Source organism: Brevundimonas sp. (genome assembly GCF_030682035.1).
GTDB lineage: Bacteria > Pseudomonadota > Alphaproteobacteria > Caulobacterales > Caulobacteraceae > Brevundimonas.
In genome coordinates this window covers 1-12,135 of the sequence record NZ_JAUXQZ010000041.1, presented here as the reverse complement: position 1 = coordinate 12,135, position 12,135 = coordinate 1, and the positions used below count along the sequence as shown (strand labels likewise).

At 67.7% G+C, this 12,135-nt stretch carries 14 protein-coding genes and 2 tRNA genes; 13 read left to right on the top strand and 3 right to left on the bottom strand.

The window, feature by feature from the left end:
- Nucleotides 1–752: 752 nt before the first annotated feature.
- The 5 genes from rplM to msrB all read left to right on the top strand — a co-directional run bounded on the left by rplM (nt 753) and on the right by msrB (nt 3,803).
- Nucleotides 753–1,229: a 50S ribosomal protein L13 gene (gene rplM, locus Q8K49_RS11325; protein WP_305306175.1), complete on the top strand. Its 477-nt coding sequence runs from the start codon at nt 753–755 to the stop codon at nt 1,227–1,229.
- A gap of 2 nt (nt 1,230–1,231) precedes the next feature.
- On the top strand, nt 1,232–1,765 hold the full coding sequence (gene rpsI / locus Q8K49_RS11320; RefSeq protein ID WP_305306173.1) for a 30S ribosomal protein S9: 534 nt from the start codon (nt 1,232–1,234) through the stop codon (nt 1,763–1,765).
- A 75-nt stretch (nt 1,766–1,840) separates the two neighbouring features.
- Complete coding sequence (locus tag Q8K49_RS11315; RefSeq protein ID WP_305306171.1) at nt 1,841–2,209, top strand: hypothetical protein; 369 nt, start codon at nt 1,841–1,843, stop codon at nt 2,207–2,209.
- Nucleotides 2,210–2,217: 8 nt separating this feature from the next.
- A complete protein-coding gene (argC, locus tag Q8K49_RS11310) occupies nt 2,218–3,174 on the top strand; it encodes an N-acetyl-gamma-glutamyl-phosphate reductase (RefSeq protein ID WP_305306169.1) in 957 nt (318 codons plus the stop codon).
- 134 nt (nt 3,175–3,308) lie between these two features.
- A complete protein-coding gene (gene msrB / locus Q8K49_RS11305) occupies nt 3,309–3,803 on the top strand; it encodes a peptide-methionine (R)-S-oxide reductase MsrB (protein ID WP_305306167.1) in 495 nt (164 codons plus the stop codon).
- Here the strand turns inward: msrB and Q8K49_RS11300 are convergent.
- Both Q8K49_RS11300 and phaC read right to left on the bottom strand, forming a co-directional pair.
- On the bottom strand, nt 3,800–4,174 hold the full coding sequence (locus tag Q8K49_RS11300; protein WP_305306164.1) for a hypothetical protein: 375 nt from the start codon (nt 4,172–4,174) through the stop codon (nt 3,800–3,802). The genes msrB and Q8K49_RS11300 overlap by 4 nt on opposite strands.
- The gene (phaC, locus tag Q8K49_RS11295) at nt 4,171–6,126 is read right to left on the bottom strand and encodes a class I poly(R)-hydroxyalkanoic acid synthase (protein WP_305306163.1); all 1,956 of its coding nucleotides are present in this window, start codon (nt 6,124–6,126) and stop codon (nt 4,171–4,173) included. The genes Q8K49_RS11300 and phaC overlap by 4 nt, the downstream gene beginning before the upstream one ends.
- Nucleotides 6,127–6,214: 88 nt before the next feature.
- Between phaC and Q8K49_RS11290 the strand changes: the two genes are divergently transcribed.
- The 8 genes from Q8K49_RS11290 to Q8K49_RS11255 all read left to right on the top strand — a co-directional run bounded on the left by Q8K49_RS11290 (nt 6,215) and on the right by Q8K49_RS11255 (nt 11,526).
- The gene (locus Q8K49_RS11290) at nt 6,215–6,658 is read left to right on the top strand and encodes a hypothetical protein (protein ID WP_305306161.1); all 444 of its coding nucleotides are present in this window, start codon (nt 6,215–6,217) and stop codon (nt 6,656–6,658) included.
- Nucleotides 6,659–6,718: 60 nt separating this feature from the next.
- Nucleotides 6,719–7,675, top strand: a complete 957-nt coding sequence (glpX, locus tag Q8K49_RS11285; protein ID WP_305306159.1) for a class II fructose-bisphosphatase — start codon at nt 6,719–6,721, stop codon at nt 7,673–7,675.
- Nucleotides 7,675–9,477, top strand: a complete 1,803-nt coding sequence (gene recJ, locus Q8K49_RS11280; protein WP_305306157.1) for a single-stranded-DNA-specific exonuclease RecJ — start codon at nt 7,675–7,677, stop codon at nt 9,475–9,477. Before glpX ends, recJ begins: the two co-directional genes overlap by 1 nt.
- A 132-nt stretch (nt 9,478–9,609) precedes the next feature.
- Nucleotides 9,610–9,684 (top strand) — tRNA-Glu (locus Q8K49_RS11275).
- A 98-nt stretch (nt 9,685–9,782) separates the two neighbouring features.
- Entirely contained in the window at nt 9,783–10,217 is a 435-nt protein-coding gene (locus tag Q8K49_RS11270; RefSeq protein WP_305306155.1) for a response regulator, read from the top strand.
- 110 nt (nt 10,218–10,327) lie between these two features.
- Entirely contained in the window at nt 10,328–10,897 is a 570-nt protein-coding gene (locus Q8K49_RS11265; protein ID WP_305306154.1) for a cold-shock protein, read from the top strand.
- 30 nt (nt 10,898–10,927) lie between these two features.
- Nucleotides 10,928–11,401, top strand: coding sequence for a DUF192 domain-containing protein (locus tag Q8K49_RS11260; protein ID WP_305306152.1), 474 nt, complete (start codon nt 10,928–10,930; stop codon nt 11,399–11,401).
- Between the two features lie 48 nt (nt 11,402–11,449).
- A tRNA-Pro gene (locus Q8K49_RS11255) sits at nt 11,450–11,526 on the top strand.
- A 6-nt stretch (nt 11,527–11,532) separates the two neighbouring features.
- Here Q8K49_RS11255 and Q8K49_RS11250 read toward each other — a convergent pair.
- The coding region (locus Q8K49_RS11250) for a VIT1/CCC1 transporter family protein (RefSeq protein ID WP_305306150.1) at nt 11,533–12,135 on the bottom strand (603 nt) is incomplete at its 5' end.

Sequence of the window (12,135 nt, the reverse complement as noted above, 5' to 3'; positions counted from 1 at the left end):
GCCCGTCGCCCTTCACGCCTGGCCTATGCTCGCCCCACGGGGGCTCGCGACTTGAGGCCGGGCTGTGGGGGCCTGACGCTCGCCGCGCGGCGGCTCGCTGCTTGAGGCCCGGAGGCGCTCGCGATCCGCTCTGCGTTGAGGTGCGACCCCCTCCCGCTCATCCCGTTCCCGCCGCGACAAGATCGCAAGGCCCTGCGCCCTTCCCTGCGACGGAACGGGGGGAGTCTAGGTCGGGGCCTACCTATGGCGGGCTGGGGACGCTGTATTTTTGGGAAATGAAGCGATGTCAGAGGGTTGGCGGCGCGGGATATGCTGACAATCGGCGGATTGTGAGCAGTCCAAGCCGCCCCCAACTGCTATCGTCATTCCGGCGAAGGCCGGAACCCAGCGGCGCCGAAGGCGAAATGGTTCAGCCGCCCGGGTCCGCAACAGGTTCGCGCTATCGCGCGCCTCCCCCGGTCCGAGCTGCGCTCGGCCGGAGGATGACGAGGGGTTCCGGGTCTCGCCAAGGCTCGCCCGGAATGACGATAGCGGAAAGGGGCGCTTCTCTCCGCCCGGAATGAGGATCGCAAGAGAGCAGATTGGTGCGGTATTTTCATACCACTATAAAATATGTGAGTTATTTCAAATGTATAGATGCGGTCAGTGCATCCACACCGCCTTGACCCCACGCGCCCCGTCCTCTATCAGCGCGCCTTCTGCTCGTCCCGGTCGTTGGGAGGGCCAACCGTTCGTCTCCCAGGACCCTTGAAATGCTGAAGAGCACTACGGCTTCGCTGAAGCCGGCCGAGGTCACGAAGAAGTGGATCCATATCGACGCCGAAGGCGTCGTGGTGGGCCGTCTCGCGACCTTCATCGCCAACCGTCTGCGTGGCAAGCACCGCGGCGACTACACCCCGCACGTCGATTGCGGCGACTATGTCGTCGTCACCAATGTCGACAAGGTGATTTTCACCGGCAAGAAGCTGACCGACAAGATCTACTATCGCCACACCGGCCACCCGGGCGGCGTCAAGTCGACCAGCCCCGAGAAGGTCCTGAACGGCCGTTTCCCCGAGCGCGTCCTTGAGAAGGCCGTCGAGCGCATGCTGCCCAAGGAGAGCCCGCTGGCCCGCCTGCAGATGACGCACCTGCGCCTGTTCGCCGGCGCCGCGCACACCCATGAAGCCCAACAGCCGGAAACGATCGACTTCAAGTCGGCCAACTCCAAAAACACCCGGAGCGCCTGAGCATGACCGACGTGACTGCTGAAACGCCCGTCGTCGAGAACGACGCCGCCAATGCCGCGCCTGCCGCCACCGGCTTCGACGCTCTGCGTGGCCTCGGCACCGTGTCCTCGGCTGACGACGCCCCGGTCTATGTCCAGAAGCTGGACGCCCAGGGCCGCGCCTATTCGACCGGCAAGCGCAAGAACGCGATCGCCCGCGTGTGGATCAAGCCCGGCTCGGGCAAGATCACCATCAACGGCAAGGATCAGCTGCAGTATTTCGCCCGCGAAATCCTGCGCATGATGATCGCCCAGCCGCTGGAAGTAACCGACCGCCTGACCCAGTTCGACGTCGACTGCACCGTGCAGGGCTCGGGCCTGTCGGGCCAGGCCGGCGCCATCCGCCACGGCCTGTCGCACGCCCTGACCCACTATGAGCCGGCGCTGCGCCCGGTCCTGAAGCCGCACGGCTTCCTGACCCGCGACAGCCGCGTCGTCGAGCGCAAGAAGTACGGCCGCGCCAAGGCCCGCAAGTCCTTCCAGTTCTCGAAGCGCTAGTCGCAACCGCGAGTTGGGATACAAAAGGCGCTCCGGGAAACCGGAGCGCCTTTTCTTTGGTTCGAGGAGCTCTCGATGTCGCCATTTCCTCCCAGCAGCCAAGTGCAATTCCTGCTCGAGGGGGACGCTTGGATTATTCAGATCACCTTCCACGCAACGACCATGGCGCTCCAGTTCGCCAACGACTGCAAGATCGAGGTCGGTGGCACACTCACCTACGTGTCGAGTGACGGCATGAAAGTGATCCACGACAAGGAGTGGTTTCGTGAATCGCCGGTTCTTTTCCACGTTCTGCTTGATAAGCGACTAGTTGCCGTCGATGCGGAGAATCTTGAAATGACGCTGACCTTCGAGAACGGCTCACAGCTGATCGTACACTCCGAAATCGGACCCTATGAGGCCGGGGCCGTTCTTGGTCCTAACCAAGCCGGCTTCTATTTTTAAAGAAGCGAATGACCCACACCATCTTCATCGACGGCGAGGCCGGGACCACGGGGCTGGAGATCCGCGAGCGGCTGGAGGCGCGGGGCGATCTGGAGTTGATCCTGCTGGGCGACCGGCGCCGCGATGTCGGGGCGCGGCGCGAGGCGCTGAACGGGGCGGACGCGGTGATCCTGTGCCTGCCAGACGAGGCGGCGAAGGAAGCCGTGGCGATGATCGACAATCCAGCGGTGCGGGTCATCGACGCCTCGACGGCTTATCGGGTCGATCCGGCCTGGACCTATGGCTTCGCGGAGATGGCGGCAGGGCAGCGGGAGAGGATCGCGGGCGCGACGCGGGTGTCGAACCCGGGCTGCTATCCGACGGGGTTCATCGGCTTGGTGCGGCCGCTGGTTTCGGCGGGGATCATTCCGGCGGGCTGGCCGGTGACGGTCAACGCCGTGTCGGGATATTCGGGCGGCGGCAAGGCGATGATCGCCGAGTTCGAGGGCGCCCCCGGATCAAGTCCGAGGGTGACGAAGGCCGGGGCGTTCCGCGCCTATGGGCTGACGCTCAAGCACAAGCATGTGCCGGAGATGACGCTGCACACGGGGCTGGAGCGGCCGGTGCTGTTCGCCCCGGCGGTGGGGGCGTACCGGCAGGGGATGCTGGTCGAGGTTCCGCTGCAGCTGGCGGCCCTGCCGTCGTCGCCGTCGGTCGAGGTGGTGCACGGGGCGCTGGCGGAGGCCTATGCCGGGTCGCGGTTCGTGGAGGTGGCGGAGCTGGAGGTGACCGAGGCCATGACCGGGATCGACCCCGAGGCGCTGAACGGGACCAACCGGATGCGGCTGCATGTGTTCGGGGATCGGGGCGGGGATCAGGTCCGGCTGGTCGCCCTGCTGGACAACCTCGGCAAGGGGGCGTCGGGGGCGGCCGTGCAGAACCTGAACCTGATGCTGGGGCTCGACGAGGGGACGGGGCTGGGGTGAGTTGAGCAAGTGAGAAGTGCTAGTGAGCAAGGGGTGAGCCGCTGTCGCCAGCATAGAGCGGCGTCCCGCTCACCTCTCGCTCACTAGCACTCCTCACTTGAAACCTCGCGGCCGATGCCGACGTATCTGCTGTCATGACCCAGCTCTCCCGCCGCGCCCTGTTGACCACCGCCGGGGCCCTCGCTGTCTCGGCCTGCACCTCACGCGAGGCCGATGCCTCGGTGGCCCAATACGCCAGTTCGCCGTTCCGTCGGCTGACCGACGCCCAGTGGCGCGCGCGGCTGGGGGCCGCCGCCTATCAGACCCTGCGGCACGAGGCGACCGAGCGGCCGGGGACCAGTCCGCTGAACGACGAACACCGGCGCGGGACCTTCGTCTGCCGGGGCTGCGATCTGCCGCTGTTCCGATCGTCGTGGAAGTACGATTCCGGCACCGGTTGGCCCAGCTTCTATGACGTCATCGCCGCCAACATCGGGACCAAGACCGACTTCGCCATCGGCTTCCCGCGCACCGAATACCACTGCGCCCGCTGCCTGGGGCACCAGGGCCACATCTTCGATGACGGCCCGCGCCCGACGGGCAAACGCTATTGCAACAACGGCGTGGCCCTGACCTTCCGCGCGGCCTAGGCTCGCCGCGCCTTGAGGGCGGACTCGACCGTTACGCCGAACCAGACCGCGGCGATGATGATCAGCAGGCCGTAGTCGGGGCCGGGCCAGAACACCGGGATGGCGGCGCAGACGATCACCACCATCGGGAACAGGCCGGCCCAGACGGTCATGCCGCCGCTGTCGGGATGGATCAGCGGCGGGCGAGACTGGCTCTTCATCAGCCGCATCAGGACAGGGTTCAGCAGCACGAAGCCGCCGGAGCAGATGACGGCGAGCAACAGGTTGCGCAGCGGCTCGCCCGCGCCATAGACACTGGCGGTCAGGGTGACGAGAACCAGGGCGAAACCGGTGGTGACGGCCAGCAGAAGGTTCGGTTCGAGACGCGTCAACTCTTCACCTTCACATAGGAGCCCGGCGCCGGTTCTATCGGCGAAAGGGGGCCGTTTTTCGGATCGCGGGCGGGGACCCATTCACCCGATTTCGCATGCAGCCATTCGGCCCAGTGGTTCCACCAGCTGCCGGGGTGTTCGACGGCCCTGGCCTGCCATTCCCCGAGCGTCGCGGGCAGGGCGGGGTTGGTCCAGTGCTGGTATTTCTTCGCCGAGGGCGGATTGACCACCCCGGCGATATGGCCCGAACCGGCGAGGGTCAGGGTCACGTCGGCGTTCGAGAAGGCGCGGGCCGAGCGATAGACCGAATTCATCGGCGCGATGTGGTCCTCGCGGCTGGCCTGGAAATACAGGGGGATGGTGACCTGCGACAGGTCGACCTTGACCCCGCCGATGGTGAACTCGCCCCGCGCCAGCCGGTTCTGGCCGTACATGGAGCGGAGGTAGTCCATGTGCAGCGTCTTGGGCATGCGGGTCTGGTCGGCGTTCCAGAACAGCAGGTCGAAAGCGGGCGGCGACTTGCCCATCAGATAGTTGCTGACGAAGAACGACCAGATCAGATCGTTGGCGCGCAGGGCGTTGAAGGTCTCGGCCATGGCCGCGCCGGGCAGGACGCCGCCGGCGGCGTCCATCTGCTGCTCGACCTCGCCCAGCCAGTGCTCGTCGGTGAACAGCAGCAGGTCGCCGGCCTCGGCGAAGTCATGCTGGGCGGCGAAGAAGGTGTTGGCGGTGACGCGGGTGTCGCCCTTGGCCGCCATGTGGGCCAGGGCGGCGCCCATGAGGGTGCCGCCGATGCAGTAGCCGACGGTGTTGATGTGTTTGGCCTGCGACTGCTCCAGAGCCTTCTCGACGCAGCGGTAGATGCCCTTTTCCAGATAGTCGTCGAAGCCGAAGGCGGCCTTGTCGACGTCCGGATTGACCCAGGAACAGACGAAGACGGTGAAACCCTGGCTGGACAGCCAGCGGATCATCGAGTTCTCGGGCTGGAGGTCCAGGATGTAGAATTTGTTGATCCAGGGCGGGAAGATCAGCAGGGGGACGGCGCGCTGCCGGTCCGTCGCGGCGTCGAACTGGATCAGTTCGAACAGCTCGTCGCGCCAGACGACCTGGCCCGGGGCGGTGGCGACGTTCTCCCCGACGACGAATTTGCCGTAGTCGGCCTGGCTGATCTTCAGCTTGCCGGCGCCGCGCTCCATGTCGGCGGCGAAATTCTGCATCCCCTTGACCAGGGATTCGCCGTTGGACTCGGCCAGGGCCTTGAGCGCGGCCGGGTTGGAGGCAAGGAAGTTGGAGGGGGAGAAGGCGTCGGTCAGCAGTCTGGTGAAGAATTCGGCGCGGCGTTTGGTCAGGGGATCGACGTCCTCGACGCTGGCCACCAGCCCGTTCATCCAGTCGGCGGTGACCAGATAGGACTGGCGCATGACGTCGAAGGCGGGATTTTCGGACCAGGCGGGATCCTTGAACCGCTTGTCCTTTGAAGGGGCAGCGGGGGTCTCATCGCCGGCGGCGCGGCGGGTCGTGGAGGCCCACAGGTCCATGTAGCGGTTGAACAGGTCGGCCTGGGCGCTGAACAGCTTGTCGGGCCGCGAGGCCAGGCTGGTCATGACGGCGTTCATGGCGGGGCCGACATGGAACGGGTCCGGCGACAGGGCGGCGGGTCGGTCGGCTTGGGACAGGGCCGCCTCGGCGATGGCCGACTGGGCCGTCATGGCCGCCTTGGCCAGGTTCATCGACAGGATTTCCAGCATCTGCCGCTGGTCGGCGCCGGGGAAGGCGGCGGCGTCGGCGGCAGGCGCTTCGGCCTCAGGCGGATTCGGCGGCGGCGTCGGCTCCGGGGCGGCCTCGACCCCTGCGGCGCGGGGCCGGGGCGGCTTGGCCGAGGTGGGACGTCCGGATTTGCGCGGCGCGCGCGGGGCGGCGTCGGCGGGCGGAGGGGGCGGACGCTTGGCCATGGAGAGCTCCGGATGTCGTCAGGATCGGTCGCAGGCACCGCGCGCGCCCTTCCGCCTGTCGCGATCATCGCATAAGACAGCCCCTGAAATGAAAGCGTCGATCCGGAAAATTGCAGCAGGCCTTGCGGCGGTCGTCGCCAGCGGCGGTCTGACGGCCTGCGTGGGCTCGTTCGACCCGGCGACCGACGCCAGCTCGCCGATTGCGCCGCGGGTCCAGGCCCTGGTCGACGCCAACCGCGAATACCCGCGCTGGGCCGAATTCCCCCGGTCGATCGAGCCGCTGCCTGAGCCGGTCACGATCGCGGCGCAGGTCGGTACGCTGAAGGTCACCGGCGGGGCGCTGGCGGGTGAGGTCTCGCGCATCGACTGGCAGACCACCGGCGACCCGGCCGAGTTCGCGGCGGCGGTGCAGGCCCGGCTCGATTCGGTTCCGGTCCCCCCGGTGACGCAGGAGACCCTGGCCGAGATCGAAGACTTCGTGCGGCGCACGCGCGAGCGGGGCCGCGCCCCGCCCCCGGTGGACCGCCGCTGACCCCATCCAACGCTCGCCCGGACAGCAGAATCCGGGGACCATCGTCTCAGGAGACCCCTTATGGCCAAGCTGGCCCCTTATGCCTCGACCCTGGCTGCTGACGCCGCGCGGGTGACCGAACTGGCCGCCATCGCCAGCTACGCCGGCATCGGTCGTGGCGACGAGAAGGCGGCGGACCAGCTGGCGGTCGATGCCATGCGCACGGCTCTGAACGCGCTCGATATCGACGGCAAGATCGTCATCGGCGAGGGTGAGCGGGACGAGGCGCCGATGCTCTACATCGGCGAGAAGGTCGGCACCGGCAAAGGCCCGGCCATCGACATCGCCCTGGACCCGCTGGAGGGCACGACCCTGACGGCCAAGGCCATGGCCAATGCGCTGTGCGTGCTGTCGATGTCGCCCGGCGGCGGCATGCTGCACGCGCCCGACACATATATGGACAAGATCGCCATCGGCCCCGGCTTCGCGCCCGGTACGGTCGATCTGGACATGAAGCCCGAGGACAATGTCCGCTCGCTGGCCTCGGCCAAGGGGGTGAAGCCGTCCGACATCACCGTCTGCGTCATGGACCGGCCGCGGCACGCAGAGCTGATCGCCGCCCTGCGCGAGGTCGGGGCCAAGGTGGTGCTGATCACCGACGGCGACGTGGCGGGCGTGATCCACACCGCCGAGCCGGAAACGGGCATCGACCTGTACCTCGGCTCGGGCGGGGCGCCGGAGGGCGTGCTGGCGGCCTCGGCGCTCAAATGCGTCGGCGGCCATTTCCAGGGCCGGCTGATCTTCCGTAACGACGACGAGCGGGCGCGGGCGTCGCGGACCGGCGTCACAGATTTCGACCGGAAGTACGATCTGCATGAACTGGTGTCCAAGGACGCCATCTTCGCCGCCACCGGCGTGACCAAGGGCGCCATGCTGGACGGGGTCAAGGTCGCCGACGGCTTCGTCTCCACCCATACGCTGGTGATGGATTCCTCGACCCGGACCGTCCAGCGCATCCGCACCATCCGGCCGCTCTGATGGCGGACGGGAGCGGCGCGCCAGCGTTTCTGGGCGTCTCCCGCTCCCTGTCCGGCCGCGAATGGCGGCAGCGGCCCGCCGAGGCCGGGTTGATCCGGGCTCATATGCAGGCACTGAATCTGGAAGAGCCGCTGGCGCGGGCGCTGGCGGCGCGCGGCGTACGGGCCGATCAGGGCGCGGACTTCCTGACGCCGACGCTGAAGGCGCTGTTTCCAGACCCGTCCAGCTTTATGGACATGGACGCGGCGGCCGAGGCGATCCTCGACGCGCTGCAGGCGAAGGCCTCGATCCACGTCTTCGCCGACTATGACGTGGACGGCGCCTCGAGCGCGGCCCTGCTGGTGCGCTGGTTCCGGGCCTTGGGCGCCGAACTGCCGATCTATGTCCCCGACCGGGTGACGGAAGGGTATGGCCCCAGCGCCAGGGCTTTCGACACGCTGAAGGCCTCGGGCGCCGATCTGGTCATCACAGTGGACTGCGGCGCGGCGGCCAATGAGGCCGTGGCCCATGCGGCGGCGATCGGGCTGAAGGTCGTGGTCATCGACCACCACATGATGCGCGAGCATCCGCCCGTCTGCGCCGCCGTGGTCAATCCCAACCGGCCCGGCTGCAATTCGGGGCAGGGGAATCTGGCCGCCGCGGGGGTGGTGTTCGTGCTGCTGGCGGCGCTGAACCGCGAGGCGCGGCGGCGCGGGATGTTTGCGGATGTGAAGGAGCCGGACATCCGCCAGTGGCTCGATCTGGCGGCCATGGGGGCGATCTGCGACGTCACCGGCCTGACCGGGTTCAACCGGGCCCTCACCAGTCTGGGCCTTCGGGTCATGTCGGACTGGGGCAATCCCGGTCTGAGGGCCCTGCTGGCGGCGGCGGGGGCCGAGCCGGGGCCGGCCAAGTCTAACCATGCCGGCTTCATCCTGGGGCCGCGCATCAACGCGGGCGGGCGGATCGGCAAGTCGGACCTCGGCGCCCGTTTGCTGTCGACCGACGATCCCGGGGAGGCCGCCGCGCTGGCGCAGGAACTGGACGCCCTGAACATCGCCCGGCGTGAGGTGGAGAAACAGGTCACCGACCAGGCCACCCGTCTGGTTGAGGCGACCGGCGCTCATGCCGACGGCTCGGCCGTGGTGGTGATCGCGGGCGATGAATGGCATCCCGGCGTGGTCGGCATCGTGGCGGGTCGCTTGCGCGAACGCTGGCGCAAGCCGGTGGTGGTGATCGGCGTCGATGCGGTCAACGGCCTCGGCAAGGGTTCGGGCCGGTCGCAGCCGGGCATGAATCTGGGCAAGGCGGTGCAGGCGGCGTGGGAAACGGGCGTGCTGATCGCCGGGGGCGGCCACGCCATGGCGGCGGGCCTGACTGTCCGTGCCGACGACATCGACCGGCTGCGCGACTTCCTCAACGAACGGATGGCGGGCGAGCAGGCCGCCGCCGACGCCCTGGACCATGTCGAGATCGACGCCCTGATCGATCCGGGCGCGGCGACGCGGGCCCTGTTCGAACAGTTCGAGCAGCTGGCGCCGTTCGGCCCGGCCAATCCCGAGCCCCTGTTCGCCCTCGAGCATGTGCAGGCGCGGGACGCCGTGGCCATGAACGGGGGCCATGTGCGGTGCCGGCTGGTCGGGGCTGACGGCGCCTCGGTCAAGGCCATCGCCTGGCGCTGCGCCGACCTGCCCGGCGGGCAGTCGTTGTTGTCCGGACAGGGCGGGCTGAGCGTGGCCGGGCGGCTGAAAGCCGATGACTGGAACGGCCGCAAGGGTGTCCAATTCGAGATCGAGGACGTGGCCGATCCGCGGATGGCGTGATCGTTCCCCGGTAGACCCCCTCCCTCTCGTCGACTGCGCCTCCGAGCCACCTCCCCCTTCGCAAGAAGAATGGGGAGGAGAAGGGTTGCACGGTCAAGAATCGGCGGCTATATCGCCCGCTCTCCGCGCAGCGGTCCCTTCGTCTATCGGTTAGGACGTCAGGTTTTCAACCTGAAAAGAGGGGTTCGACTCCCCTAGGGACTGCCAGCGCGGAGCCTCTCCCTGACATCGCCGATTGTGTGTGAGGCCGAGCCTTTCGGGGTCAGACGCGTTGCACTGCTGTGTCCGTGTCCCGGACGACGCTGATGATCCGGTTGACCGAAATGCCCGAAATCACGTTCCCAGCCGATGAACTCCCCGACGCGGCGACCATTCTGATGGTCGAGGACAACGCCGAGGTCCGGGCGATGGGCGAGACCCTGTTGGTCGATGCGGGCTTTGCGGTTCACACGGCGGGCGACGCCGCCGAGGCCCTGGCGATGGTAGAGTCCGGTCTGCCGTTCGACCTGTTGTTCAGCGACATCGTCATGCCGGGCAAGCTGGATGGCGAGGGCTTGTCCGCCGAGGTCACACGACTCAGACCCGGGACGCCCGTTCTGCTGACAACCGGTTGGACTGACCGGGCCCGGGAGCATGCCGGCCACCGTCCTGAATGGGATTTGATCGCAAAACCCTACCGCCAAACCGACCTTGTGTGGAAGATTCGCATGCTGCTGGAGCGAGGCGCAGTCGGCCTCTGAGTCAAATCATTTCGCTTTTGCCGCGAAATCGTTGTTTTTCGCTTTTCCGGGGTTCACAGAACCGTGTTAAATAAGCGACGTCCGCTCCGATCGCGGGCAGGGGGAAGGTTGTGTCTGACTACGAGGGCGTTGAGACAGTCGCGACGGTACGCATCGCGGGCCGGGTGAAATGGTTCGATCCCGGCAAGGGATATGGCTTCATCGTGCCGGACGACCCGACTTTGACCGACATGAAGGACGTGCTGCTGCATGTTTCCAGCCTGCGCGACGCCGGACGGGACATGGCGGCCGAGGGCGCGCCGATCAGCTGCGACTGCGCCCGCCGGCCCAAGGGTTGGCAGGTCACCGAGGTTCACGATCTGGGCGAGGGCGACCCCGAGCTGGGCGCGGCGCCTCGGCATGTGGGCTATGACGGACTCCCGCAAACAGCCCGGTTCAGGCCGGAGACCGAAGGTCTGGTCTCGGGCGCATCGATGGAGACCGCCGTAGTCAAATGGTTCAATCGCACCAAGGGCTACGGATTCGTGGTGCGCGATGGCGAACCGGGGGATATCTTCGTCCATGTCGAGACGTTGCGCCGCTGCGGGCTGGATGACCTGCTGCCCGGCGAGACGGTCTCGGTGCGATTCGCCGAGGGCCCCAAGGGGCTGGTGGTCGCGGAAATCAGACCGGGCGGATGAACCATCCGCCGCAGTGAGGGTGGACCGGCAATGACGAACCGTCGTGGACTTCTGGGCGCCTTGTCCGGCCTGGTGCTGCTGTCGGCCTGCGCCGGAGCGGGCGCGCCGCGCGACGCCAAGGGCGACCCGCTTGAGCCGTTGACCATCACCACCTCCAGCGGCGAGCACCGCTTCATGGTCGAGATCGCCGACGACGACGCGGAACGTCAGCGCGGCCTGATGGAGCGCGAGCCCCTGGCCGACGATCGGGGCATGCTGTTCGAATTTCCCGATGTGGCCGAGCGCGGCTTCTGGATGCACAACACGCCGAGCTCGCTGGACATCATCTATATCGACCCGCGCGGCCGGATCGTCTCGATCGCAAGGAATGCGACGCCCCTGTCGGACGCGGTCATCCCCTCCAACGGGCCCGCCAGCGGCGTGCTGGAGCTGCGCGCCGGCCGCGCCGACGAGATCGGAGCCCGTGCCGGCGACAGGGTCAGCCACCCGTTCTTCGCCGAATAGCCAAACCACGCGTTGCAGCGCGGCGTCGAGTGTGCCAAATCCCGCCGCCGGAGTGTAGCGCAGCCTGGTAGCGCATCTGGTTTGGGACCAGAGGGTCGGAGGTTCGAATCCTCTCACTCCGACCAATTCGCCTAAACGACCGTTCCGAACAGGCGACCGATGCCGGCGGTGGCGGCGAGGGCGACGACGCCCCAGAAGGCCACCCTGAGCACCGAGCGCGGCACATTGGCACCGCCCGCCGAGGCGCCGAGCGCGCCGAGCCCCATCAGGCCGGCCAGGGCGACGGCGCTGACCGAGATCACCAGACTTCCCAGCGGTGCCAGCAGGGCCACGAGCAGGGGCGGCGCGGCCCCCACGGCGAAGGTCGCGGCTGACGTGAGGGCGGCCTGGATCGGCCTGGCCGTAGTGAATTCCGAAATGCCCAGTTCATCGCGTGCGTGGGCGCCGAGGGCGTCCCTTGCCATCAACTGTTCCGCAACCTGCCGTGACAGGGCCGGCTCGACGCCACGGGCGGCGTAGATGGCCGCCAGCTCAGTGACCTCGGCTTCGGGATCGGCGGCGAGTTCGGCGGTCTCACGGGCGAGGTCTGCCTTCTCCGTGTCCGACTGGGAACTGACCGAGACGTATTCGCCGGCCGCCATAGACATCGCGCCAGCAACCAGTCCGGCGACGCCGGCGATCAGTATGCCACTGCGCGTGGCTTCAGCGGCGGCCACGCCGACGATCAGGCTGGC